The following is a 24940-nucleotide window of genomic DNA, read 5'->3' as shown; positions in this document are numbered from 1 at the left end:
TACCGCGGACCGGGACCGCACGTGCCGCGCCCCCGGACGGAGCCCGGCCTCCCTCAGGGCCCGGCCTCCCTCAGGGCCGCGGCCATCACCGCGCGCGCGATCGGGGCGGCGTCGCCGCCGCCGCTGATCTCCGCGCGGTTGGCCTCCGCGTCCTCGACGACCACCGCGACCGCCACCGCGGGGCGGGGCGCGTCCTGGGCCTGGGCCCAGGCGATGAACCAGGCGTAGGGGACGCCCCTGTTGCCCACGCCGTGCTGCGCGGTGCCCGTCTTGCCGCCCACAACGACGCCTTTCATCGCCGCCCGCGTCCCCGTGCCCTTCTCGACCGCCTCGATCATCATCCGCCGCATCACCAGCGCCGTCGCCGGGTTCATCGCCCGCTGGTAGGAGCGGCGGGGCGTCTCCCGCAGCGTGTCTCCGTCCCACGTCGTGGTCCGCTCGACCAGGTACGGGTACGCCAGCTCCCCGTCGTTGGCGACCGCCGCGGCCACCATCGCCATCTGCAGCGGCGTCGCCGTCGTGTCGAACTGGCCGATGGACGACAGCGCCAGCTGGTCCACGCTCATGTGCCGGTCGAAATTGGACACGGCGACCCCGGACGGGATCCTCAGCTCCTTGTCGTTGAAACCGAACCTGCCCACCGCGTCCAGCATCCCGGGCAGCCCGACCTTCACCCCGAGGTCCGCCATCACGGTGTTGCAGGACCACTGGATCGCGTACGAGAGCGACGCGTCCTCGCAGTCACCCACCGGGTTGGGCAGCTTCGTCCTCGTCCCCGGGATCACATAGGGATCGGGCGTGTCGGTCGGGGCATCGGGGTCGGTGACGACCCGGGCGTCCAGTGCGGCGGCCGCCGTCACGATCTTGAAGGTGGAGCCGGGCGGGTAGGTCTGCCGGATGGCCCGGTTGAGCATCGGATGGGTGTCCGACGCGTTGAGCCGCTTCCAGGCGGCGGTGACGTCCGCACTGTTCCCGGAGAGCAGGCCAGGGTCGTACGACGGGCTGCTGACCAGCGCCAGGATCCTGCCGGTCGACGGCTCGATCGCGGCGACCGCGCCCCGCCGCCCGGCGAGACCGCGGTACGCGGTCTCCTGCAGCGAGGCCTTGACGGTGGTGACGACGCGGCCGCCGGGCCGCTGGGAGCGGGTGAGGTCGTTCCAGAGGGGGAGCGGGGCGAGGAGCGGGTCGGTGCCGGACAGGACCGCGTCCTCGGCGTGCTCCAGCAGGGTCGTGCCGTAGAGCTGGGACGCGTAGCCGGTGACGGGCGCGTACAGCGGGCCGTTGCGGTACGTCCGCTCGTGGCGCAGCTGCTGCCGGGTGTCCTTGGAGCCGGTGACCCGCTGCGAACCGACGACGATGTCGCCGCGCGGCGCCTCGTAACGGGCGATGACCGGGCGGCGGTTGGCCTGGTTCGCATTGAGCGCGTCCGCTTCGATCACCTGCACGCGTACGGCGTTGACCAGCAGCGCGACCAGCAGGACCAGGCAGAGCACGGCGGCGCGCCGGATGTATCGCGTCATCGTCCCTCCCCCGAGGGCGCGGCCATGGTGGGCGGCGGCTCCACGACGGCCCCGGATCCGGCCGCCTCGGGGAGCGGCACGCGGGCCGAGTCGCTGACGCGGATCAGCAGCGCCACGATGATCCAGTTGGTGACGACGGACGAACCGCCCTGCGCGAGGAAGGGCATGGCCATGCCGGTGAGCGGGATCAGCCCGGTCACTCCGCCCGCGATGACGAAGACCTGCACGGCGAGGATGGCGGCGAGGCCGACCGCGACGAGGCGGCCGAAGGGGTCGCGCAGGGCGAGCCCCGCGCGGAAGCCCCGGGCCACGAGCAGCCCGTAGAGCAGGATGATCGCCGCCAGCCCGGCGAGCCCCAGCTCCTCGCCCGCGGTCGCCAGGATGAAGTCGGACTTGGCGGCGAAGCCGATCAGGATCGAGTGCCCGGCACCGAGCCCGGTGCCCTGGATGCCGCCGGCGGCGAACGCGAACAGCGACTGGGCGAGTTGTCCGGGTCCTTGGCCGGCGTCGATGGAGGCGAAGGGATCGCGCCAGTCCTCGATCCGGCTGTGGACGTGCGGCTCGAGGGCGCCGACCGCGACCGCGCCGACCGCGGCGAGCAGCAGCCCCACCGCGATCCAGCCGGTCCGGCCCGTCGCCACGTACAGCATGATCACGAAGAGCCCGAAGAAGAGCAGCGAGGTGCCGAGGTCCCGTTCGAGGACCAGGACGGCGACGCTGATGAGCCAGATCGTGACGATCGGACCGAGCACACGGCCGGTGGGGAACTGGAGCTTCCAGATCCGGCGGCCGGTGTAGGCGAGGGCGCTCTGATTGGCGGCGAGGTAGGCGGCGAAGAACACCGCGAGCAGGATCTTGGCGAACTCGCCGGGCTGGAAGGAGAGTCCGCCGATCCGGATCCAGATCCGGGCCCCGTTCACGGCGGGGAAGAAGATCGGCACGATCATCAGGACCAGGGCGGCGGCGACGGAGACATAGGCGTACCGCTGGAGCAGCCGGTGGTCGCGGAGCAGTACGACGGCCGCGATGAAGAGTCCGACGCCGAGGGTCGACCAGACGAGCTGGGTGGGCGCGGCGCGGAAGCCGGGGGTCTCGAGGTCGAGCCGGTAGATCAGGACCAGGCCGATGCCGTTGAGCAGGACCGCGATCGGCAGCAGGAGGGGGTCCGCGTACGGAGCGCGGAAGCGCACGGCGAGATGGGCGAGCAGCGCGAGCAGTCCGAGTCCCGCGCCGTACGCGACGGCGTCGGGCGGGACGGCGCCGTCGCGGGTGAGCCCGACGTCGACGTAGCCGTAGACGGAGATCAGGACGGCGCAGACGAGGAGCGAGAGCTCGACCCCGCGCCGTTTCGACAGGCGAAGTGCGGGCGGGGGAGCGTCCGCTTCCGTTGCGGTCATGGCACGCAACGTAGCAAGCAGGAATCTTATGTCCGCTTATCTGTGGACTCAGGCGTGCCGTCGGCGGGCGCAGGCCCGTTGCCGCCTCTGTCCTCGTCCACGTCCTCGTGTCCGCCGAGGTGGACGTACTCGGGCAGCCTCAGCCGGGCGACCGCCCCGCCGTCCGGTGCGTTGGAGAACTCCAGCTTCGCGCCGATCGCCGCCGCCTGCCCGACGGCGATCGTCAGCCCGAGGCCGTGGCCCTTGCTGCCCGACTCGGTACGGAACCGCTGGGGGCCGTGCTCCAGCAGGTACGACGGATATCCGGTGCCGTGGTCCCGTACCGACACCACAGGCCCGTCGACCGACACGACGACCGGCCGGTCCCCGTGCGTGTGGGCATTGGTGATCAGATTGCCCAGCACGCGCTCCAGCCGGCGCTTGTCGGTCTCGACGCTCGCAGGCCGCACGATCCGCAGCTCCGTCTCCGAACCGGCCGCCCGCACCGCCCGGACCACCCGCTCGGCGAGCGGCGCGAGTTCATGGATGTCGAGGTCCACGGTCTCGCCGCCCGCGTCCAGCCGGGAGATCTCCAGCAGGTCCTCGGTCAGGGCGCGCATCGTCCGGACCCGGTCCTGGACGAGCTCCGACGGGCGGCCCGGCGGCAGCAGTTCGGCCGCGGCGGAGAGCCCGGTCAGCGGGGTGCGCAGCTCGTGCGCCACGTCCGCGGTGAAGCGCTGCTCGTTCAGCAGCTTCTCCTGGAGCGTGGAGGCCATGGTGTCCAGCGCGCCGGACACCGTGGCTACCTCGTCCTCGCGCCGCGAAGGGTCCTTGGTGCGGGGATCGTTGACGCGGGCGTCCAGATCGCCCGCGCTGATACGGCGGGCCACCTGCGCGGTCAGATGCAGCCGGCGGGTCACACGGCTCACCGCGAACGCGCCCACCAGCAGCGTGGCGCCGATCGCGAGGACGGAGGAGCCGAGGATCGCCCGGTCCAGGTTGCTGATCGTGTCCGCGCTGAGGGTGTAGTCGACGCGTACGGCTATGGCCCGGCCGTCGGCAGGGCCCGCGGCCCACATGGTGGGCCGGTCCTGGAAGTCGGAGACGACCGTCCCGCGCTTGCCGCGCAGGGCGAGGTTCCGCAGCTCGGCCGGAAGCCCCGGCGGATCGATCTCGCCGAACCGGGCCAGCGGCTCGCCCGCCTCGTACGCCTCCGTCACGTCCTCCAGGCGGGCGAGGGCCTTCTCGCGGGCCTGGTCCACGGTCTGGCGCGTCACGGACACATGGACCAGCGCGCCGAGCAGCGCGGCGAGGGCGCAGCACATGACGGTGATGAAGAGCGCGGCCTTCCAGGTCAGCGTCGCGGTCCAGGCGGGGAGGCGGGGGAGGAGCGGATGGCGACGGGGGCGGCGGGCGCGGGCGGCACGGGCGGTCCGGGTGCCGTCGTGGGGGCGGTGGAGGCGGGTGCGGCGCGATCTCATCGGGTGGCCTCCGCCGACGGGACGGGTGCCGGGGACGCCGACGGCTTGACGCGGATGATCTCGTCGCGGGCGGGGAGCATCGCGCGCTGCTGATCGTCCCAGGACCAGGCGGTCCGGTACTCGTATCCGGGGATTCCGGCCGACACGGCACGGACGATCAGGTCCTTGCCGGCCACCTCCACCCGGACGATCGCGTCCGAGTCGGACATGATCCGTATCAGCCCGCCGTCCTGCGGCGTGTAGACCCGGATCGCGGTGCGCTGCTCGGGCATCGTGATGGCGAGGATCAGCTCGTCCTTCCCGTCGCCGGTGAGGTCGCGGTAGTACGGCCTGAGCACCGGGCAGGTGCCGGGCTTCGCACTGCAGTCGCGGATCTGCCGGGCCGTCTGCGGGTAAAGCCCCTCCGCTCCGGTGACCTCCTCGGGGTGGGCGGCCACCTCGGCCTGGACGACGGCGACCGGGTCCACGGAGCGGACGTCACCGTTTCGCACCTTGATCCCCTGGATACGGGTGGTGTCGCTCTCCCCGTAGTCGACGGGCGGCGCCGAGATCGGCGGCAGTTCCGGCCACAGCTCCACGGGCCCTACGGCCGTCGGCGTCGGCCCCGCGCTCTCCAGCCCGCCTGCGCCACCGCACCCGGACAGCAGCAGCACACCGGCCATCGCCGCGAGCGCTGCGCCCATGACGGTGCGGAACGGTTTCACGGGGCTGGCTCCCTGCTGATGCTGCGGCGACGCCGTCTTGCGCGTCAGACGGGGCTCGGGCCGGTCGGTCTTTCGCTCAACCTTAAGCGGAACGACGTACTCGCCGAGGAGATCGAGGCTATCTGTCCGCTATTGCAACGATTCGGCGGTGCTTTGTCGGTTGTGCAACAGGCGCCCACCCGGCCGCTCCGGGGCGCCATTCGCCCATCCGGCGTTTTGAGAACGGACACGCGGGCCCACTGGCCGGTGCGGGGCGCACTCAGCGGGAAGGCCCGCCGCAGGTACCCCCGCCCGCGTCACACCCCCGCCGCCAGCGCCCGTCTGCACAGCGTCAGCAGGCGCTCGTCCTGCTCGATGTCGTGGGAGCCGGAGCCCCCGTCAAGGACGTTGTGACGGCGCGGCCGGGACAGCTCGGCACGCAGCAGCGGCGCGGCGGGGGATGCCGCGGGACCCATCTCGGCGAGGCATTCGGCGACCTCGACGCGGCCGTAGCGGTTCTCCTCCCAGGCCGAGAGCAGAACCGGCAGCGCGTCCCGGGTGTCCCCGGTGACGCGCCAGAGGGCGATCGCGGCGTCCATGCGGAGCCAGCGTTCGCGCGAGGCGAGGAGGTCGCGGAGGGCGGGCGCCGCGGCCGATGCGCGGGGGCCGAGGAAGCCGAGCGCCGCAGCCGCCGAGCGGCGCGCGTCGGGGCCGTCCGCCGCGACGAGTTCCCGCAGCGGCGGCAGTACGGCACCGGCGTCGCCGGAGACCGCCCAGAGCGCCCTCGCCGCGGCCGCGGCGACGGACGGACTCGGGCTCCCCAGCAGCTCGCGCAGCTCCGGCGCGGCGGGCAGCGCCGCGGGCCCGAACGCCGTGAGGGCCCGCAGCGCGGACTCCGTCACCCACTCGCCGCCCCGCTCCCGGGCGCTCCGCAGCATCCGCAGCACCTCGGGCAGCGCCTCGGCCGCCCGGAGCACCCCCAGCGCGATCATCAGCGGGACCGCCCCGTCGTCGAGTTCGGCCTCGCCGAGGCGGCGCCGCAGGACCGGCGCGAGCGGCGCGGCGGCGGCCCCCAGATACGGCACCGCGAACGCGACCTTGCGCGGCAGCTCCGGCTCCTCCAGCGCCACGGCCAGCGCAGGCACCGCTCGCGGATCGCCGAGCCTGGCCAGCGCGATCAGTACGCGCTCGTCCCGTGCGGCGACGTCCGCATCCCCGTTCCGGCCGACGTCCAGGCCCCCGCCCCGGCGACCGCCCCGGCTCCCGTTCACCCCCGCGATCCGCGCCGCGAGCGCGTCCGCCGCGGGCAGCGCCAGCCCGAAGAGGCTCTCCAGCAGGCTCGCCGCCGCCGCCCGCAGCCGTGGCTCCGGATCGCCGAGCTGCGCCCCCACGCACCGCACCAGCTCCTCGTACGGTCCCCGCCAGGTCCGCATCAGGGCGTGGCACATCCACACGGCGTCCGTCCGCTGCGCAGGGTCCCCGCTGCTCAGCCGTCCGACGAGCAGCGCGATCCGCTCGTCGACCCGGTCGCCCAGCGCCGAGTGCAGCGTCCGCAGCAGATCGTCCGTGCCGCAGCCCTCGCCGGCGCTCCCCGGCTCGTCCGCCTCGCGCAGCAGTGCCGTCGCGGTCGCCGCGACATCGGCCGGGAGGCTCTCCGGCCCGCACCGGGCCAGCTGGGTCAGGGCGGACAGACGCAGGCAGGGCGGGTGCACCGGGGCCAGCAGTCCGGTCAGCCAGTGCACCGCCTCCGCGCGCAGGCCGGCATGCCGCAGGGCGATCCGCCCCACCGCCTCGACGAGCGCGAGCCGCACCTCCGTGTCCGGTTCGGCCTCCAGCCGGTCCCGCAGCAGCGCCAGCACCCGCGCGGGCTCCCCGTGCAGCATCGCCAGTGCGCACGGCGCGGCGAGCCGCACCCCGGGGTCGTCGTCCGAGAGCAGCCCGACGAACACGTCCGCTCCGGCGGCGACGGCCGCCGCCGCCATCGCGTAGTTGGCGGCCTCCTCGAACTCCTCCTCGTCCGGGTCGGGTTCGTCGTCCCCGTCGAGCTCGATGCCCCCGATGCTGGTCAGCAACTCCAGGACCGCGCCCCGGTCCTGGACCTCGGGGCTGGCGACGAGCTCCAGCAGGAACGGGATGCAGGCCAGCGTCGAGTCGTACACATCGCCCTGGTGGTGCACTGCGGCGTACATCGCGTCCAGCGCGGCCTCCCGCTCGACCGGATCGGGCGACGCGAGTCCGCGCAGCAGGCCCGGGACATCGTCCGCCGGACCGTACGCATGGCCCAGCGAAGCCCAGTCGACCTCGTCGATCCCCGTGAACACGCCGTTCCCTCCCGCGAGCCAGGTGCCGGGCCGCGTCCGGCCGACCGGGCCGGATCAGCGCCCGGGCCCTGTCCGGCCGATCGTGCCGGGCTGATCGACCGGACAAGGCCTAGAGGAGAGTGTGCACCAGGACCGCGACATCGAGGACTTCGAAAACCGCCACGCCGTACGGCCCCGGTCCCCCGTCCGGGATATTGCCCCTCCGGCACGCCGCCTGCTCCCATGGGCGGTGGGGGTGAGGAAGCGATGGGAATGACCGGACTGCGTGTCACACCAACGGTGAGGTACGGCCGTTCACGGCTGTACGTCAGCCTCCCGGGCGGACGCAACGCCGCCTGGTACGACCGCGACACCAACCGTGTCAGCCTCGTTCTCGGCGAGCTCCGCGACGAGGTACTCGCCGCCCTCGCGCCGTACCTGACCGGCGACTTCACGGTCGGGCCCCCGCCCGTCCCGACCGCCGACGAGCTCGTCCGGCTCGCGCTCCACCCCGACGACGACCTCGCCCCCAACCGCCCCGGCGAGGCCCTGCACCTCGCACTGGACGCCGCGCTGGGCAGGCGGCATCTGCGGGCCGATCCGCGGCTCGCCGAGCTCGACGCCCAGCAGCGGCTCGGCGCCGAGCTCGACCGGCTGGAAGGCACCGGCTGGCGGGTGCTGCACTCCGTGCCGCTGCCCGGCACCGACCGTATCGACCATCTGGCGATCGGCCCCGCGGGCGTGTTCGCGGTACGTACCCTCGCGGCCCGTGGCCGCCGCGTCAGGGTCTTCGACCCTCTGGTCGCGACGGGCCGCGCCGAGCCCCGGCCCGAGCTGCGCTGGGCTCGCAGGGGAGCCCAGCGGGCCTCGCTCGCGCTGGCCGTGGCCGTCCGTCCCGTGCTCGCGGTGGTCGGGGCTGCGCGGCTCGACGTGCCGCCCGTGCCGAGGGACGTACGGATCCTCGCCGACACCGAGGTGGCGGCGCTCTCCCGGCTCGGCGGCGTCCTGAAACCGGCGGACGTCGAGGCGCTGTACGGGCGCGCCCGCGACCGCAGGACCTGGCTGCGCGCCTGACCCCGGCGGCGAGGGCACCCGCGGGTTGCCCCAGGGGCTTATCGCAGGTTGTCCCCCCAGCCGCCCTGCAGCATCGTCTGGAACGCCCACTTCCCGTCCCGCTTGATCAGGACGTCCGCGTACCGCAGCCGCTGCTCGGTGTCCCCCATGGTCATGACCGAGTCGGTGAAGACCACGACCATGGCCGAGGTGAGGAACACGGGCGTGCGCGTCGACTCGAAGGTGATGTCGTCCGCGCCGTCGCCCATCACGTGGGTCATGGTGGCGACGAACTGCTCGCGGTCCCACTGCGCGGACGCTCCGTCGCCCGCCGAGTCGTCGCTCACCAGATTGAGCGGGAAGACCGCCATGTCGGCCATCCGCTCGATGTCACGCCGGCCGCTCGCCGCGTCGTACTCGGCGAACCACTCCTCGATGCTCGCGAGCTCGCCGGGGGTCGGGGTGTAGCCGGTGTCGGGCAGGTGGGGCACGGTCACGCGCTCTCCTCATCTCATCAAACTTGACTACTGGTTGCTCCGACAGTAATCCCCGCTCCCGCAACTAGTCAAACTTGATTAATCAAATCGTCCCGGATCCTCAGCACGGTCGCCACCGTGTGTCGTGTCGTCCCCCGCTCGACCTCGGCCACGAGCCCCGGCGTCACGCCGCGGTACGGCACCTCGCCCACCCCGATCGCCATCGCCAGGCCGTCGGCCGCCCCCGTCCCGCGCCCGGCGAGGGTGGTCGCCGCATTTGTGCGCAGGGCCGGCGGCAGCGGGCTGGACACGACCGGCGTGTCGTCGTCGGGCAGCACCAGCACCAGGGCGGCGGGCCGGTCCGGGGGCCCGGTGAAGCCGACCACCGCCGCGTCCCGGACGTCCGTGTGCCGCAACTTGCGCCAGTCCCGGGCGCCCGCCCGGTACGGCCCGCCGAGCCGCTTGATCACCAGGCCCTCGACGCCGGTCGCGGTGAGGGTCTCGTACCAGGTGGCCGCGAGCTCGGGGTCCGTCGTCATCGGCACCGGCTGAAGCGGCGGCCCCAGCGGGCCGAGCAGACCGACCAGCCGCTCGCGGCGGCGCGCGTACGGCGCGGAGCGCAGATCCTCGCCCCCCTCGGCGAGCAGATCGAAGGCGGCGTACGAGGCGGGCATCCGGCGCGCGAGGATCGCGGCCCGCGCCGCGGTGGCGGCCGCCCGGCGCTGGACGGCGGCGAAGTCGATCCGGCCACCGGTCCAGATCACCGCCTCGCCGTCGAGGACCGTGCCGTCCGGCAGCGCCAGCGCGGCCTCGGCCAGGTCGGGGAAGGCCGGGGTCACGATCCGCCCCGAGCGGGCCTGCAGCACGGCCTTTCCGTCCACCGTGAAGATCAGGATCCGGTGGCCGTCGAACTTCGGCTCGTACGCCAGCCCCTCCCCGCGCGGCAGCCTGGCCACGGACTCGGCGAGCGCCACCTTCAGCGGCGGCCGCAGCGCCCGCCCCGTCCGCGACGCGCTCACGGCAGGCTGCCCGCGTGGGCCGGGTCGAAGAGCGGTGCGAGGAGATCCCCGTACCGCCCGAGCCGTCCGGCGATGTCCCCGAGCCGGAACACCAGGTCCGCAGGGGAGTCGCAGTCCTCGACCTCCTCCCAGGTCACGGGAGCGGACACGGTCGGCTCCTCGCGGGCGCGCAATGTGTAGGGCGTCGCGGTGGTCTTGGCGGCCGCGTTCTGGCTGTGGTCGACGAAGACCTTGCCGGGGCGCAGCGCCCGGGCCATCCGGTGCACCACGAGCCCCGCGAGCTCGGCCTCGGCCTCGACGGCCAGGGACTTCGCGTACGCCGAGACGTCCGCCGACGGCGTCGGCTCCAGCGGCACCAGCAGATGCAGCCCCTTGGAGCCGGACGTCTTGGCGTACGCCTCCAGACCGTCGGCGGCGAGCCGCTCGCGCAGCCACACGGCCACCGCGCAGCACTCCACGACGGTGGCGGGCGGCCCGGGATCGAGGTCGAAGACCATCCGGTCGGCCCTGGCCGGCCGGTCCACCTGCCACTGCGGGGTGTGGAACTCCACGACCAGGTTCGCCGCCCACATCAGGGACGGCAGATCCTGCACGACGACCTGTTCGCCGGTCTCGCGCGACGATCGCGGCACCTCGGCGACACGCACCCAGGAGGGGGTGCCGGGGGGCGGGTTCTTGGTGAAGAACAGCTGGCCGTCGGGGCCGTCCGGATAGCGGAGGAAGGACAGGGGCCGGTCGTGGAGGTGCGCGAGGAGGGGAGCGGCGGTGAGGGCGTAGTAGTGCAGCACCTCGCCCTTGGTGGTGCCGGTCGCGGGGTAGAGGACCTTTTCCAGGTTGCTGAGCGCCAGGCGCCGCCCCTCCACCTCTGTGATGGGCGTCATACGATGAGAATCCCATGAATCCCTATGAACTCGGATGAAAGGGATGAAACGTGCGATCCATCTGGAACGGCGCGATCTCCTTCGGGCTGGTCAGTATCCCGATCAAGCTCGTGAACGCCACGGAGAGCCGGTCGATCTCCTTCCGCCAGATCCACACGGAGGACGGCGGGCGGATCCGCTACCGCAAGGTCTGCGAGCTGGACGACAAGGAGGTCGCGACGGCGGAGATCGGCAAGGCGTACGAGGACGCGGACGGGACGATGATCCCGATCACGGACGAGGACCTCTCCTCGCTGCCGTTGCCGACGGCGAAGACGATCGAGATCGTGGCGTTCGTACCGGCCGCGGAGATCGATCCGCTCCAGATGGACGCGGCGTACTACCTCTCCGCGAACGGAGTGCCGGCCGCCAAGCCGTACACGCTGCTGCGCGAGGCGCTCAAACGGAGCAAGAAGGTCGCCATCGCGAAATTCGCGCTCCGCGGGCGCGAGCGGCTCGGGATGCTGCGGGTCGTCGACGACGTCATCGCCATGCACGGGCTGCTCTGGCCGGACGAGATCCGGCGGCCGGAGGGCGTCGCCCCGGAGACCGAGGTCACGATCCGCGACGCCGAACTCGACCTCGCGGACGCCCTGATGGACACGCTCGGCGAGGTCGACATCGAGTCGCTGCACGACGACTACAGGGCGGCGGTCGAGGAACTGATCGCCGCGAAGGCCCAGGGCGTCGAACTGGAGCCGGAGCGCGCTCCGGCCGCGGCCGGCGGCAAGGTCATCGACCTCATGGCCGCGCTGGAGAGCAGCGTGAAGGCGGCGAAGGAGGCCCGCGGCGACGAGGCCGGCGCGGAGGCGGCGGAGGCGGCGCAGGTCACGGAGCTCAAGCCCCGCAAGCGGGCGACGAAGGCGGCGGCCAAGAAGACGGCGGCCAAGGCGGCTCCCAAGGAGACGGGCGGGAAGAAGTCCACCTCGGCGGCGAAGAAGACGGCGGCGGCTGCCAAGTCCACGGCCAAGTCCACGACGAAGAAGGCAGCGGCCAAGAAGACACCCCCGCGCAAACGCGCCTCGGCCTGAACCGGGCTCGCCGCCCCCGTGCACCTGCGCGGGCGGCATGCGCTGCGGGCGCCGTGCAGGTGCCCCCGCTGGGCAGGGGAGTTGGCCGCCGGACCGGGTTGGGACGTGTCGGGCACGGGCGGCGCGCCTGCGGCGGGCGCTTTTGAAGCCCGTCCGGCGTTTGAGGACGGACACAAGGGTCGGCCGCGCGCTACCGGGCACGGTCCGGTCCGGTCCGGGAACGGGGTCCGGGGCGGAGCCCCGGTTCGGGAAGGGGCGGGGCGGGGGGCGGGGAGGAGGCCCGCCGCAGGCGCTCACCCGCGCCCGCTGCCCGCCACCGAACCCCCTACTCCCGCCGCAGCAACGCATCCAGCGCCGAAGCCAAGTACGCCCCCCGCTCCTCCCCCCGCGGCAGCGCATCCGGCACCGCATGCGCGAGCTGCGTGTGCCCCAGGTAGCTGGTGTAGGCGAGGAGGCCCCGCCGGCGCGCCTCCGCCGGAGCGAAGCCGAGCTCCTCGAACAGCGCCGCCACGTACGAGATGCGCCGCTCGGTCACCCGCCCCAGCACCGCGGCAACGTGCGGATGGTCCGCGGTGGCCAGGAGGGAGAGCTCCAGCGGATCCTCCGCCGCCAAGGCCGTCACCTCCGCGAACAGCAGCCGCAGCCGCTCCTCCGGATCCGGCTCCCGCTCGACCGCCGTGATGATCTCCTCCGTGCAGAGCGCCTCCCACCGCGCCAGCGCCGCTTCGATCAGCGCCTCACGGTTGGCGAAGTGCCAGTAGAAGCTGCCCTTGGTGGTCCCCAGCCGCGCCGCCAGAGGCTCCACCGCGACCGCGGCGAGGCCGCGTTCGCCGATCGCCGCCAGTGCCGCGTCGGCCCAGTCCTGTGCGGTGAGTCGCGCCATGAAATCCACCATACGGTACCGTATGGAAAAACATACGCTCCCGTATGGAGGTGCGTCATGCGCACGGTACGGAACGTCCACGAGCGTGTCGTCGAGGCCCCGGCCGACACCGTCGGTGCCCTGATGGACCGGCTGTCGGCCGACGACGACCCCCTCTTCCCCACCCCCGCCTGGCCCCCGATGCGCTTCGACCGCCCCCTCGGCGTCGGCGCGGACGGCGGCCACGGCTTCGTCAGGTACACGGTCGGCGCGTACGAGCCGGGCCGCAGCGTCCGCTTCGACTTCGCCCCGCCGGGCAACGGCCACCACCGCATGGACATCGAGCCCCTCGGCCCGGCCCGCTGCCGCGTGGTCCACGTCCTGGATGAGCGGCAGAACCTCAAGGAGGCGCTGCTCTGGTCGCTCGTCATACGGCCCATGCACGACGTCGTCATCGAAGAGCTCTTCGACAACGTCGAGCGCGCCGCCACCGGCTCCCTCGACACCCCGGTCCGCTGGTCCCCCTGGGTCCGGCTGATGCGGAGGCTCGTCCAGGACCGGCCGAAGGCGGTGAGCGTTCCCGAGGGCGCCCGGCTCGCCCGCACCGCGTTCCCGTCCGGCCGCGTCGACTTCCGGGACGCCTGGCAGCTTCCGCTGGCGCCCGGCATGGACCGCGACCCGCGCGCCTGGCGCGGCGTACTGCCCTTCGCCGTCAAGGCGGTCGAGGGCGATGAGCTGCTGCTCGGCGAGGACGCGTCCCACCTCGACTTCCGTGCCTCGCTCCTCGTCGGCGATGAGGACGTGACGCTCACGACCGTCGTCCGTATCCACAACCGCCGCGGCAGGCTCGCCTTCGCGCTGATCCGGCACGTACACCCGGTCATGGCGCGGATGCGGCTGCGCAGTACGCACCACGCGCTCGCCCTCGCCGCACCGTCCGCCGCCGAGCGGTGGCGGGGGAGCGGCGCGCTGGAGCGTACGCGCGACGTGAACCCGCCCGTGCCGTAACGTGCCGCCGGGAGGCCCGGCACGCTCGGCGAACTCAGCGCGGTCGGGGTCGGCGCTGCGGTACTGGACGGCGGAGGGCGGAACGTGACGACCGATCAGGACAGACGGCCGCACGAGACGGCCGCCCCCGTCGTCGACATCAACCGGATCCTCGGCCCCCTGCCCCATGACGACGTCCCCAGCCGGGACGAGACCGGCCTGACCCGGGAGCTCGACCGGCTGGGGATCGACACGGCGTGCGTCGTCCACTCGCACGCCCTGTACGGCGACCCGCGCGACGGCAACGGACAGCTGGACCTCATCGACGACCGGCGGCTGCGACCCGTACCGGTACTCGTCCCGGGCCCGCTCGGCACCGACGACCGGTACGCCGGCACCGACGACCGGTACGCCGACGCCGACGCCGACCGGTCCGTGGCCGACCCCGACCGGTCCGTGGACGGTGCCGCCGCGCTCGTACGCCTCTGCCCCGACCGGCACGGCTGGGGCATCACCGGACCGCACGCTCTTGCCCTGACCGCCGCCCTCGCCCGGGCAGGCAGCGCCGTGCTGCTCGCCTGGGAAGCCGTCACCCCCGCCGAGGTGCACCGGCTCGCCGCCGCCGGTCCCGGACTGCGGATCGTCCTCACCGGCACCGGCTACCGCAGCCTGCGCGACCTCACCGAACTGCTCGATACCCACCCGCTGTTGTACGTCGACACCTCCACGCTCTGCGGCCACCGCCAGGTGGAGTGGTTCGCCGAACGCCACGGCGCCCACCGCGTCCTCTTCGGCACCGGAGCCCCGATCACGGACGACGCGGGCCCGCGCCATCTGCTCGACACCCTGGACCTGCCGGACGGCGACGTGGCCCTGATCGCCGGGGGCAACGCGCTGCGACTGCTGGGCGGTGAGGCATGAACACGGTCCCGAGGGCCCACGCGGCCCCGACAGACAACGCTCTCGAGGGAATCATCGACGCACACGGCCACCTGGGCCGCTGGCACGCCTTCGCCATCCCCGACGGCTCCACCGACAGCCTCGTCGCGATGATGGACCGGTGCGGCGTGGCCACCTCGTGCGTCTCGCACCTGCTGGCCGTGGGCCCCGACGCCCGGGCCGGGAACGCCCTCCTCCTGGAGGCGCTCGACGCCCACCCCGGCCGCCTCCACGGCTACGCCGTCTACAACCCGCACGACCCCGAAGCCGCCCCTCGCCTGCGCGACCTGCTCGATGCCCCCGGCGTCATCGGCGTCAAGATCCACCCCGACGTCCACGAAATCGCCCTGGACGACCCCGCCTACACCCCGGCCTTCGAAGCGGCCGCCGAACGCGGCCGTATCATGCTCGCCCACAGCCAGCACCGCAGCGCCTGGAACGACGCCCGCCACTTCGTCGCCGTCGCCCCGCGCCATCCCACCGTTCCGCTGCTCATGGGCCACTCGGGATTCACGCCCCACGGCTACGGCCCGGCCGCCGACGCCGCCGGCCTCTGCCCCAATCTGATTCTGGAGACCTGCAGCTCCCGGATGACGGCACGTCATGTGGCGTGGTTCGTGGCGGAGGTCGGCGCGGACCGCATCGCCTTCGGCTCCGACGCCGTCTTCCTCGACCTGCGGATCGGTCTCGGCCGCGTGCTGCTCGCCGACCTCACCGACAAGGACAAGGAGCAGATCCTGCACGGCACGATGGACCGCCTGCTGAAGGGAGCCACCGGGGCGGACTGAGAGAGCACGGACCATCCGGCGTCCCGCACCCTCTCCTCACCCCATCGCCGAGCGCACCGACTCCACGAAAGCCCGCTCGAACCTCTCGCGGCTCTCCGCGTCGACCAGATCGAGCGAGAGGTACGGATTCAGGTCCTCCAGCTCGACCAGTAGCAGCCGTCCGTCCTCGTCCCGGCACGCGTCCACCCGCTGGATGCCGTACTCGAGCCCGTTCCACTCCACGAACGCCCGCGCGAACTCCAGATCCGCCTCGCTCGCCTCGTACCGCTCCAGCTCCCAGCGCCGCTCCGGCCGCGGCGCGTACAGCGCGTACTGGAACGTACGGTCGACGAAGTAGAACGACACCTCGTACCGGAACCGCACCCGCGGCTGGACGAGCACCTGCCCGAACTCCACACCCGCCAGACCGTCCCGCAGCACGAACTCCAGCCCTGCCGAGTCCGCTCCGAGCACGGGCTTCACGACGTACTCGTCCGCCTCCGGCAGCCGCCCGAGGTCAGCGGCCCGGTCGGCGGTAGGGATCACGGGGTACCCGGCGCCGAACAACTCGGTCAGATAGCCCTTGCCGGCCATGTCCCCCTTGCCGGTCAGAGGGTTGTAGACCCGTACGCCCTCGGCGCGCGCCCGCGCGCGGAACGCGTCGTACGCCTCCTGGTAATTCATCACCGGTCCGCTGTTGCGCACGACGACCAGGTCGAACGCGCCCATGAGCGCCTCGGCGTCCCGCGGATGGCACAGCGCGAGCGGAAACTCCTCGCGCAGCCGTGCCGTCAGCCGGATGTCCTCGTCGCAGTAGCGCCGCCCGCGCGCCTGGTACGCCAGGTCCGTCACGTACAGCACGCGCCCCATGTCCCACCCTTTCGCCCACGGAGGTGTACGGACGGCATCTTCGCAGGTCACATGCGTCTCTGTTGCGGCACCCCGGGATTGGGGCGAGACTTTTGACCGGGTCTTCCCGCACAGGAGCACGGGACGCCGAGACGCTCACGGGCCGCACCGACGGCCGGCGTGGGTGCCGTCCTCCTCGTGCCAATCCCGAACTCACCAGCCGGCGGGGGCCTCATGCCACTCCTTGTGGCGAACTCTCCAAGCTTCCGCGACGGCCCTGCTCGCCGTCCTGACGATGTCCGCAACACCGTCCCCGGCCGTCGCGGCCGGGGGAGTGGACCAGGCCCCGCCCGTCTCGTGCGCCTGGCCGGCCGTGGTCAGTCCCACCCGTCTGAACTTCGCGTTTCCCGAGACGAACGCCACCTACTGGGTCATGCCATATGAACTGGACGAGGGGGACCGGCTCGTGGTGGAGGGCACCTATCCCTTCGCCCGCTTCTCGTCGCTGACGACGTACAACGCGACGGGAACGGACGTCGACTCCCTCTCGGACAAGCAGATCGCCCCGGACTCCGGCAGTACGAACCCCGCTACGGACCCGGACGCGAGCACGAACCCCACTCAGCGCCGCTATCGCGTCACCGTACAGACGGGGGTGGCGGTCGGCTCCGGGACCAACGCCCTGGCCGCGACCGCGGGCAGCGCCACGTCCGGTTCGGGCTACCTGGCACTGCGCATCTACGTACCGATCGACAAGGCGTCCTTCACCGGCGGTGTGCCCCTTCCCTCCCTGTCCGTCCAGAAGTCGGACGGCCAGGCTCGCCCCCTGCCGACCTGCCCGACGCCGGATCCCGCCGTGGCCCCGACGCCCCGCTGGCGGATGACCTCGAGCACCTGGTGGCCACCCAGTCCGTGCCCGGCGGATTCGAGGGCTGCGGCACCTCCACGCCGGACGCCCCGAAGCTCGCCCTGCCCAACAAGGTCGGCGGGCTGTTCCCCAACCCGTACAACAAGTACCTGTGCACCCCGATCACCTACGAACCGGGTCGTATCGCTGTCATCCGCGGCCAGGCCCCCACCTTCCCGAACACCACTGAAGGCCAGTCGGTCCTCACCAAGACCCAGCTGAGGTACTGGTCCCTCTGCCAGAACCAGTGGCGCCTCCCCTACCCGGTGAGGTCCTGCCACGCGGACTTCCAGACGACCGTCGACGAGAACGACCGCTACACCTACGTCGTCTCCACCCCCGAGGACCGCCCCGCCAACGCGACCGCGGACAACGGCGTGACCTGGCTCCCCTGGGGCCGCACCGGCGTCCCCGGCGTCCTGATCTTCCGCAACATGCTCCCGGCGTCCGACTTCCCGAACGCGATCCAGAACGTCCAGCCGGGCGAGGACCCGGCGCAGGTCATGGGCTCGTACTACCCGACCGTGACCTACTGCACGAAGGCCAAATTCGCGAGGGACGGCCCGGAGGCCTGCCCGGCCCGGTAGCTCTGCCGACGCCGCGGCTCAGACCTTGATGACGGTGACGCGGCCGCCGCACAAGGCGATGAGGTCCTCGGGGTCCGAGGTGAGCACGGTGACGGGCCCGGGGGCCGCGAGGGCGGTGGCGCTGACCATGGCGTCGATGGCGTACTTGTGCCCGTGCAGGCCGGCGTCGGCCAGCAGGGCCGCGGCGTGGCGGGCGATCTGCTCGCCGACCGGCTCGACGACGATGCGTGACAAGGTCCATTCCAGGGCCGGACGCTTGATCCGAGGGTGGACCACTTCCACGAGGGCGGCCGCGCTGGTGATCACTCGCATGTCGTCGGCGCGAGCCAGGGCAAGCCATCCGGTGACCGCCCGGTCGCGCAGCACGGCCTTGGCCAGCCCTTCACTGTCGAGGACGAGGGTGCCGCCAGGGATGGCGGGGGAGCGGGTCATGCGGCGTCCGCTCCACCGTGCGTCTGCTGACGGCGCGCTTGCATGAGCTGATCGCGCAGGGCTTGGATCTCCTCATCGGTGATGGGCCCGTGCTCGGCTTCGGCGACTGAGATGAGCTCATTGAGGTTGTCGCGCTCGATCTGGCGAGCGACCGCGGCGGCGACATAGGCGGACAGCCCGGAGGGACCGCTTCGTGCACGAGCGGCTTCCGCGATGTCGCGCGGCATGGTGATCGAGTACTTGCCGGTAGGCTCACTCATGCTACCTATCCTACCTCTGATGCCCCTGTCGCCTCGGCGTCAAGGAGCGCATCCTCGTGGAATCCGGCGCCGCTGTTGTGTACGACGGACGACTCCGCGTCGAAGAGTGGGTTGTCGTTGGAAGAGTTGATCTCGTTGATGATCCACTGCTCGGTCCACTGCAGGGTGTCGCGCAGTACGCCGATCACGTGGGGGGCGCAGCGGATGGAGTAGGGGTCCTGGATGCCGCGTTCGAGTTCCAGGTAGCTCATGCCCTCACCCATGCCGTCTCCCCGGAGGTCGGCGTCGGCGCCGATCAGAGTGGATCCTTCAAGGATCTGCCGGATGTTCTGCGCGCTGGTGATCTGGCCCGGGTGCGGTTTGTTGATGTGCGGGAACGCGGTGAACTGGTCCCTGCTGCTCTTGCGTACCTCGGCAGCCAGCGCCGTGCACAGTTCGGCGCACCAGGCGAGTTCGCGCGCCTCGGCGGACGCCAGTGTCAGATAGGCAGACATGAATTGCAGTAGAGGTCGGGGCCGTGCCAGTGGCTCGGGTCGGGCTCGTCCCGGTTCCAGGTCCCACAGCTCCGGTCCTTCGCCCACATCGGGTAGACGACGTGCTTGCGGCGGCCGGGAAGCCCGTGGACCAACCTTCTCGCCGGGGCAGGGGAACCGGGCTCGGTCGGCTGCGGCGCGGTCTACAGGGCGTGCGCAGCGGTCGTGATGCCCCCGCCGCCCGGGCGCGAACCTCAGAAGCAGCCCTTCGCTGTCAGGTAGGTCTTCGCCGGTGTGTCGGGAGGGCCGACTTGGAGGATGCCCTCGATGCAGGCGAAGCGGGGAGCCGGTCTGCTGCCGTCGACGCCCGCCGCGACGAACGAGAAGTCGCTGGTGTGGGTCTGCCCGGCGGAGAGTGTCACGAAAAAATGGTCCCCGCCGCTGGGCTCCGGTGGGATGAAGCTCTGCTTCCGGTCGTGAGTCACCCATTCCCAGCCGAGGGCGACGTCGACAGGCGGCCCCTGCCTCTTGACGTAGGAGAGCTTGACCCTCTCCAGGGAGCCACCCGGCGTCCTGCACGCCTGGAATCGGAGCTCGCCGTTGGTCAGGGTGACCGTCGCGTATGAGTGCCCGTAGACAGGGCTGTTCCCCTTGGCGCAGGTCAGCCAGGGTGCGGTGTCGGCCTGCGCCGGCCCACCGGCCAGGACGATCAGCAGGGGAGTGGCCGCGGCGACGGCCGCGAGACGGGTGGGCTTCTGCCTCCGTATGGTCATATGGGCCTCCGTCATTCCGGTGCGGCAGGTCGGGCCTCACTCGGCGTGTGCCTACCGCAGGAGCGGATCACGGGTGGGACCCCCGCAGGATCAGCTGTGCCTCCTGGGACGTAACAACACGGTCGCAGAGTGCTGCTCCAGCTGCCGCCTGGCCGTCGGCAGGGCTCGCTGATGGGTTGTGGGAGAGCGGTGCCGGGGGTTACCCGGGTCCACGGGATCGTCCAGACTCGGGGCATGGTGGAGTCCCAGTCGTCGCTGACAGATGCGTGGGATTGGATGCTGGAATGTGCGCGAGACGCTGACGCGAGGGCGCGGCGAGCCGACGGCGGCCAAGCCCAGTAGTCCCAGTGCCGAGTCCGGGCGGCAGAAGCGACAGGCCTCGACCCCCGCGCCCGGCGCCCGCACCGCCTGCTCCCGGGTGATCGCCTTCGTGCGGTCTGCGTGCCGCTCATCGTCCGATCTCCCGGAGGGTGGGCCCCTCACCGGTTCGCGGCGATCCACTCCCGGATACAGGCCAGCACTGCCTCCTGCCTCGGGCTCAGGTGATCCATCACGACGTCCTCCCCTGTCCCTAGGGCGCAGACTCGACCGCCGCCGGCACGAGGTGGTGCTTGAGCGCCATCCGGGCCTTCACCCGCGCCTCACCATCGAGGGTCGCCCAGTACGGGTGGGTCGAGACCTCGATCGACAGCTCCCGCACCAGGGCCCAGAGAAGGGCCTCCTCCACCTTCTGCTCGTCGGTGTAGCCGGGGCTGTCCGACCGGCCGCCGGTGACGACGCCGGTGTGGGGGTGCTCTTCGCCGGACCAGCCCTGCAAGGGCTCGACCGACCAGGGCAGGGCCTTGTACTCGGCATTGGCCTGGTGGAGGCGCCGCTGGGCGTCGATCAGCTCGGGAAGGAAGGTATCGGCCATGGTCAGAATGATACGTCTGTTCGAATTTCGGGGGACGTAGACGCGCCGCTCGACCTCCCGCGCTGTGATCCGGCTGGCCCGACCACAGCACCTGAGCCGAGCGCTTCAGTCGGCCCGAACGGGCGCTTCTGGCCGATGTGGGCCAACCGGCCAGGAAAGGCTGAGCCTCTCGCCCGATCGAGGCGGCGGTTCCTGCCGACCCGTCGTATCTGCTGAACGAAAAGGCCCAGCCCAGACGAGTCTGAGCTGGGCTTCAGCGGAGCCGACCTCGAGATTCGACCCAAGGCCTACGCATTACGAGCTGTCCGATCTTGATCCGGGGATGTCCGCCGGGAAGCGCCTCGCGCCGCTGGTCAGAGGGGGATCGGATCGGGGCAGACACCGACGGACAGTCGTGGATCAAGCACGGTTCGAGACCGCTTCCCTATCGCGCAGACGATGCCGGCCCGTCCGGGTCACGCTGCGTCCCACTGATGCGCGTACCCACCCCGCCACCAACCCAGCGCGTCACTTCTTCTTCTTCACGTAGGAGCAAAGAGGCCGCTATTGCCTGCAGGAAGGAATCGGGAGAGGCGTATTTGTCGGACTGCTCCTTTCTTGCGCCGGGCTTTGCCGCGCGCGAGGCTGGACAGGAAGGCAGTCTCCTCATGAGCTGGTGGAACTAACCGGGCAGCTGGTGGTACTGAGCAGCGGCTCGGCGGTGCGTAACACCGTGTGGCGGTGTGCTGCTCGCATCACCACACAGGCCACAGAGAATCATCTAGCGCCGCACGGCGACGTTTGAGCCCTGGCTCGACGCACCACCTCCGACGGACACACGTTCGGAAGGAGACCGTCGTGCATGTCAGGCGATGCATCATGATGCTCGGCCCAGGGCTCTTCGCGTCCCTCGCGCTCTCACCGGCCCTGGCCACGCAGACCTCAGCCGCCGCGGCCGCGGCGCAGGCGCCAATGGCAGCAGTGGCCATCGACCCTGATAGCCAGCAGGCCTATGAGCAAGGGTTTCGTGAGGGCTTCCGCCTCGGCTACAAGGTAGGCCAACAAGATGCCGACGAGGGGCGGAAAGACCCCCGCAAGTTGTCGCCCTATTCGTTCGGCACCACCCGACTCCAACACGGTAGGTACAACGGCTTTATCACCGGGTACAACGCGGGAGTCGTCACCAACCCCTTCAAAATGACGGAGGAGTTGGGCAGGCAAGCGGAAGAGGAGGAGGAGCGGCGGCAAAGTGAGCCTCAGGAGGAAGAGCCTGAGGAAGAGCCTGCTGAGGAGCCCGCGGAAGAGCCTGTGAGCCCTCCTGAAGGGGGACACGACCAGCAGTCGGAAGGGGACACGAACGGCGGTGATTCGACAGCTGGTTGATGTCAGGCGCTGATGTCACGCCGCGACAATGGATGCCGGGGTCGAATGTCCTGCCGGGCCCGAGACGCCCGGCACCGCACCTCGCCGCGTTGTTGGATTCGTCCATGTACGCCCAGTACGAGGACGATCCTCCGTCTTGCGATGCACGGCATCAGACGCTGCGGCCTGATCCGACGCGACATTCGATGCCTCAGCCTGGCCCGACCGACTCACCCACGCATCGTTGTCGTGTGAATCCCGTTGGACAGCACCCGAGGTGACGCCCCCTTGGGCTGGTCACGCATGGTCAAGTCGGCCCGGACGGCCACACCGGACTGCAGCAGCTTCTGGTGCACCACCGGATTTCGGCCGGGGCATGAGACCACGACGCTGATGTATCCCTCGGGTAGACCGGTCACGGCGTACTCGCCGTGCGCGTTCGTCCTGGTCCGCACCAACTGTCGGCCACTGGTATCCATGACGGTCACCGCGGCATGACGGACGGGCTGCTGCTCGCCGTCGCGGACGGTGCCCTCCAGCATCGGCAACGGTTCGCCGAAGTGGTGGCGGTGGACCGGGAGCGCGGTCGGCGTGGGTGTCTCGACGGACGAGTCCTCCACCGGCGGCTCCTCAATGTCCTCCTGCTCGTCCTCCGCACCGCGTCGTGCGGCTTTGCGGTGGTGCCGCCACGCATCGAGGCCGAGCAGGGCCATACCCGCCGTGATCCACGCGCTGAGCACGAGGACCGGTCTGAGCACGCCCGCACCGTCGAAGTAGAGGATTCCCTTCAGGGCGTCCACCGCGTTGCCCAGCGGCATGACGGCGTGCAGGTACTGGAAGAAGGTTGGCAGCAAGGGGACGGGAGACACACCGCTGCTAGGGATGCTCAGCACGATGTACAGGCCCATACCCACCAGGGGGAAGAACTGCTTGGTGAAGGGCGCCACGCCGGAGGCGAACGCGGCCACCGCCGTGGTGAGCAAGAAGGCGATCGCCAGGGCCGAGGGGTCGTTGGGGAGGTAGTCCAGCCACACGCCGGCGTAGAAGCCCACGATGCTGAAGAAGGCGGCGACGCCCACGATCGTCAACAGTTTCCTGCGGCGGTTGAAGGTCACCGCCCGCAGGAGGGTAGTCGCGAGGATGTAGCCCGGGATGCTCCAGGCGACTCCGAAGTAGACCAGGATCGTGCCGTTCTGGTCCTTGCTCACGGTGGGCGCTACCTCGGTGACCGTGAGCTTCTGGTGGTTGCGCGCCGCGAGCGCGGTGAAGCCCTTGGTCAGCGCCTGCTCGAGGGACATCCCGTTGGCCTGGGCCACATACAGCACACTGTGCCGGCGATCGGCGACGTAGCCCGCCACGGCGTCCCGGTCCAGCACCGCCCGGCGGGCTTCTCCGGCGTCTGCCGCGGCGGTGACATCGAACCCGCCGGGACGCTGCCCCTGCAGAGCGATGTCGGCCATGCGTCCCATTGCGCGGGGAGCGACCACGACCTTTGCGTGGTGCGGTTGGGGCGCATGCAGGGCCGGGCCCAGGCAGAACAGGAGCCCGAGGAAGAGCACCGTCGGGAACATCACGGTCTCGGCCAGAGTTCGGGCCAGGGGTATGCCATGAGGGCGCCGGTGCCGGTGTGTCACAGCCCCACCCCTCGGGCGCCACGGTGAGCTTTGGGGCCAATGCCCCCGACCCTGCGTTCCACACGTTCTGCGATCGTCACTCGCGGTCCAGTCGGTTCCATGGCGCCCGTCTCCGTTCCTCGTATCTGGTCGTCGCCACTGCAGTGCTCCTGATGTACCGATCGGCACATCAGCGACGTCTTCGCTGCACCAGTATCGTTACACACGAGACGGTATCGAATGATATGATTTTGGCCATGCTGGGCTCGAAGCGCCTGGGAGGTAGGCGATCTTGAACGTCTACGAAGCAGCCACGAGCCGACGGGCAGTGCGCGGATTCACCGACTGCCCAGTACCGAGAGAGGCGCTGGAGCGCGTACTGTCCGCCGCAGCCTGGGCGCCGTCCGCATCGAACCTTCAGCCGTGGGACGCCTATGTGCTGACGGAAGGGCCGCTGGCCGAGCTCAAGAAGCGCGCCGGCGAGAGCCTGGCCTCGGGCGACCCCTGGGACGAGCCGGAGTGCGAGCAGTACTCGCCCGCGCTGAAGTCCCCCTACCGCGAACGCCGATCCGCCTTCGGTGAGCAGGGCTACGGCGCACTCGGCATTCCGCGCGAAGACTTGGACGCACGCCAGAGGGCCGCGTCTGCGAACTGGGACTGCTTCGGCGCATCCGCCGCCTTGTTCTGCCACATCGACCGTGACATGGGCCCAGCCCAATGGTCTGATGTCGGCATGTATCTGCAGACGGTCATGCTGCTGCTCCGTGCCGAAGGGCTCCACAGCTGCCCGCAAATGGCGTGGGCGAAGTACCACAAGACCGTCGCGGAGCTCCTGTCGCCCCAGGACGAACTCGTCCTTTTCTGCGGGATGTCGGTCGGGTCCGAGGACGTCACGGTGGACTACGCCCGTACGGCCCGGGCGCCGCTCGACGAGACCTTCATGTTGTCGCGGGATAGCCGCCGCCGGCCCGTCCTTCAGGAACTGGCCGGGCTTCACGCCGACTCCTGGCTCAGTGCAGGCTCGTCCCGGCGCTGCAGCAGCGCCCGGGTCACCGTCCGCGCCCAGAACCGCCGTACCGCCTCGTCCTGGCCCAGCATGTCCGCCGATGGCGTTCTGCCCCGTTGCCCGATTTCCTTGAGCACCTCCGGCAGGATCTCCGCGCCTACCTCGCCGGCACCCGCGACGACGACCTGGCCGCACTGGTCGCGCACAGGCGCTGACGCCTGATTCGAAAATCCCCCGTCCTGTTTTCCGTAGCCGCTGGTCAGGCAGCTCCTTCTGCTTGGAGGGTGACTTGGTAGCCGAGTTGGTTGAGCTGGCTCACCAGGCGTCGGGTCTGCCTGGCCCGGCCGGTGCGTTCGATGAAGTACTGGCCGC

The 24940-nt window shown here is 71.2% G+C and carries 24 protein-coding genes and 1 pseudogene; 8 read left to right on the top strand and 17 right to left on the bottom strand.

The features are described 5' to 3' along the window. Positions 1–53: 53 nt before the first annotated feature. The 5 genes from ACFV9O_RS29455 to ACFV9O_RS29435 form a co-directional block, all read right to left on the bottom strand. Entirely contained in the window at positions 54–1520 is a 1467-nt protein-coding gene (locus ACFV9O_RS29455) for a penicillin-binding transpeptidase domain-containing protein (protein ID WP_385423072.1), read from the bottom strand. Continuing rightward, entirely contained in the window at positions 1517–2917 is a 1401-nt protein-coding gene (locus ACFV9O_RS29450) for an FtsW/RodA/SpoVE family cell cycle protein (RefSeq protein WP_385423070.1), read from the bottom strand. Before ACFV9O_RS29450 ends, ACFV9O_RS29455 begins: the two co-directional genes overlap by 4 nt. A 26-nt stretch (positions 2918–2943) precedes the next feature. Continuing rightward, on the bottom strand, positions 2944–4377 hold the full coding sequence (locus ACFV9O_RS29445; protein ID WP_385423068.1) for an ATP-binding protein: 1434 nt from the start codon (positions 4375–4377) through the stop codon (positions 2944–2946). After that, complete coding sequence (locus ACFV9O_RS29440) at positions 4374–5081, bottom strand: hypothetical protein (RefSeq protein ID WP_385423066.1); 708 nt, start codon at positions 5079–5081, stop codon at positions 4374–4376. The genes ACFV9O_RS29445 and ACFV9O_RS29440 overlap by 4 nt, the downstream gene beginning before the upstream one ends. Before the next feature lie 296 nt (positions 5082–5377). Beyond that, positions 5378–7381, bottom strand: a complete 2004-nt coding sequence (locus tag ACFV9O_RS29435) for a HEAT repeat domain-containing protein (protein WP_385423064.1) — start codon at positions 7379–7381, stop codon at positions 5378–5380. A gap of 252 nt (positions 7382–7633) precedes the next feature. Here ACFV9O_RS29435 and ACFV9O_RS29430 point away from each other — a divergent pair, with 252 nt between their 5' ends. Then, complete coding sequence (locus ACFV9O_RS29430) at positions 7634–8434, top strand: nuclease-related domain-containing protein (RefSeq protein WP_385423062.1); 801 nt, start codon at positions 7634–7636, stop codon at positions 8432–8434. A gap of 38 nt (positions 8435–8472) precedes the next feature. Here ACFV9O_RS29430 and ACFV9O_RS29425 read toward each other — a convergent pair whose 3' ends face one another. The 3 genes from ACFV9O_RS29425 to ligD all read right to left on the bottom strand — a co-directional run bounded on the left by ACFV9O_RS29425 (position 8473) and on the right by ligD (position 10789). Further along, positions 8473–8904 carry a nuclear transport factor 2 family protein gene (locus ACFV9O_RS29425; protein WP_385423115.1) on the bottom strand — a complete coding sequence of 144 codons (432 nt, stop codon included), beginning with the start codon at positions 8902–8904 and terminating at the stop codon, positions 8473–8475. Positions 8905–8978: 74 nt separating this feature from the next. Continuing rightward, the gene (locus tag ACFV9O_RS29420; RefSeq protein WP_385423060.1) at positions 8979–9908 is read right to left on the bottom strand and encodes an ATP-dependent DNA ligase; all 930 of its coding nucleotides are present in this window, start codon (positions 9906–9908) and stop codon (positions 8979–8981) included. Continuing rightward, on the bottom strand, positions 9905–10789 hold the full coding sequence (ligD, locus tag ACFV9O_RS29415) for a non-homologous end-joining DNA ligase (RefSeq protein WP_385423059.1): 885 nt from the start codon (positions 10787–10789) through the stop codon (positions 9905–9907). Before ligD ends, ACFV9O_RS29420 begins: the two co-directional genes overlap by 4 nt. A 50-nt stretch (positions 10790–10839) precedes the next feature. On the opposite strand from ligD, the gene ACFV9O_RS29410 reads away from it, so the two are divergent. Beyond that, positions 10840–11859, top strand: a complete 1020-nt coding sequence (locus ACFV9O_RS29410; protein WP_385423057.1) for a Ku protein — start codon at positions 10840–10842, stop codon at positions 11857–11859. Between the two features lie 325 nt (positions 11860–12184). Here the strand turns inward: ACFV9O_RS29410 and ACFV9O_RS29405 are convergent, their stop codons facing one another. Continuing rightward, positions 12185–12742: a TetR/AcrR family transcriptional regulator gene (locus ACFV9O_RS29405; protein ID WP_385423055.1), complete on the bottom strand. Its 558-nt coding sequence runs from the start codon at positions 12740–12742 to the stop codon at positions 12185–12187. 57 nt (positions 12743–12799) lie between these two features. Here ACFV9O_RS29405 and ACFV9O_RS29400 point away from each other — a divergent pair, with 57 nt between their 5' ends. From ACFV9O_RS29400 to ACFV9O_RS29390, 3 genes are all read left to right on the top strand, one after another. Continuing rightward, a complete protein-coding gene (locus ACFV9O_RS29400) occupies positions 12800–13729 on the top strand; it encodes a DUF2867 domain-containing protein (protein WP_385423053.1) in 930 nt (309 codons plus the stop codon). Between the two features lie 84 nt (positions 13730–13813). Next, on the top strand, positions 13814–14629 hold the full coding sequence (locus ACFV9O_RS29395) for an amidohydrolase family protein (protein ID WP_385423050.1): 816 nt from the start codon (positions 13814–13816) through the stop codon (positions 14627–14629). Then, positions 14626–15435 (top strand): amidohydrolase family protein, encoded by an 810-nt coding sequence (locus ACFV9O_RS29390; protein WP_385423048.1) that lies wholly within the window; start codon positions 14626–14628, stop codon positions 15433–15435. Before ACFV9O_RS29395 ends, ACFV9O_RS29390 begins: the two co-directional genes overlap by 4 nt. Positions 15436–15471: 36 nt before the next feature. Here the strand turns inward: ACFV9O_RS29390 and ACFV9O_RS29385 are convergent, their stop codons facing one another. Then, positions 15472–16284, bottom strand: coding sequence for a hypothetical protein (locus ACFV9O_RS29385; protein ID WP_385423046.1), 813 nt, complete (start codon positions 16282–16284; stop codon positions 15472–15474). An 876-nt stretch (positions 16285–17160) separates the two neighbouring features. On the opposite strand from ACFV9O_RS29385, the gene ACFV9O_RS29380 reads away from it, so the two are divergent. Continuing rightward, positions 17161–17757: a hypothetical protein gene (locus ACFV9O_RS29380; protein ID WP_385423044.1), complete on the top strand. Its 597-nt coding sequence runs from the start codon at positions 17161–17163 to the stop codon at positions 17755–17757. 18 nt (positions 17758–17775) lie between these two features. Here ACFV9O_RS29380 and ACFV9O_RS29375 read toward each other — a convergent pair whose 3' ends face one another. The 6 genes from ACFV9O_RS29375 to ACFV9O_RS29350 form a co-directional block, all read right to left on the bottom strand. Further along, positions 17776–18189, bottom strand: coding sequence for a DNA-binding protein (locus ACFV9O_RS29375; RefSeq protein ID WP_385423042.1), 414 nt, complete (start codon positions 18187–18189; stop codon positions 17776–17778). Then, entirely contained in the window at positions 18186–18449 is a 264-nt protein-coding gene (locus ACFV9O_RS29370) for a CopG family transcriptional regulator (protein ID WP_385423040.1), read from the bottom strand. The genes ACFV9O_RS29375 and ACFV9O_RS29370 overlap by 4 nt, the downstream gene beginning before the upstream one ends. 5 nt (positions 18450–18454) lie before the next feature. Continuing rightward, positions 18455–18943, bottom strand: a complete 489-nt coding sequence (locus tag ACFV9O_RS29365; protein WP_385423038.1) for an aromatic amino acid lyase — start codon at positions 18941–18943, stop codon at positions 18455–18457. A gap of 233 nt (positions 18944–19176) precedes the next feature. Then, on the bottom strand, positions 19177–19695 hold the full coding sequence (locus ACFV9O_RS29360) for a hypothetical protein (protein ID WP_385423036.1): 519 nt from the start codon (positions 19693–19695) through the stop codon (positions 19177–19179). 90 nt (positions 19696–19785) lie between these two features. Further along, positions 19786–20178 (bottom strand): DUF6233 domain-containing protein, encoded by a 393-nt coding sequence (locus tag ACFV9O_RS29355; RefSeq protein ID WP_385423113.1) that lies wholly within the window; start codon positions 20176–20178, stop codon positions 19786–19788. 88 nt (positions 20179–20266) lie between these two features. Next, positions 20267–20608, bottom strand: coding sequence for a hypothetical protein (locus ACFV9O_RS29350; RefSeq protein ID WP_385423034.1), 342 nt, complete (start codon positions 20606–20608; stop codon positions 20267–20269). An 837-nt stretch (positions 20609–21445) separates the two neighbouring features. Between ACFV9O_RS29350 and ACFV9O_RS29345 the strand changes: the two genes are divergently transcribed. Continuing rightward, positions 21446–21970: a hypothetical protein gene (locus ACFV9O_RS29345; RefSeq protein WP_385423032.1), complete on the top strand. Its 525-nt coding sequence runs from the start codon at positions 21446–21448 to the stop codon at positions 21968–21970. Positions 21971–22179: 209 nt separating this feature from the next. Here ACFV9O_RS29345 and ACFV9O_RS29340 read toward each other — a convergent pair whose 3' ends face one another. Then, positions 22180–23409 (bottom strand): carboxypeptidase regulatory-like domain-containing protein, encoded by a 1230-nt coding sequence (locus tag ACFV9O_RS29340; protein WP_385423030.1) that lies wholly within the window; start codon positions 23407–23409, stop codon positions 22180–22182. A 445-nt stretch (positions 23410–23854) separates the two neighbouring features. Here ACFV9O_RS29340 and ACFV9O_RS29335 point away from each other — a divergent pair. After that, a pseudogene (locus ACFV9O_RS29335) lies at positions 23855–24499 on the top strand (nitroreductase); the annotation flags it as partial. Positions 24500–24940: the final 441 nt, after the last annotated feature.

This window comes from Streptomyces sp. NPDC059909 (assembly GCF_042730885.1).
Lineage (GTDB): Bacteria > Actinomycetota > Actinomycetes > Streptomycetales > Streptomycetaceae > Streptomyces.
The sequence above is the reverse complement of the archived record's forward strand: the minus strand, read 5'-3'. Positions and strand labels throughout refer to the sequence as shown.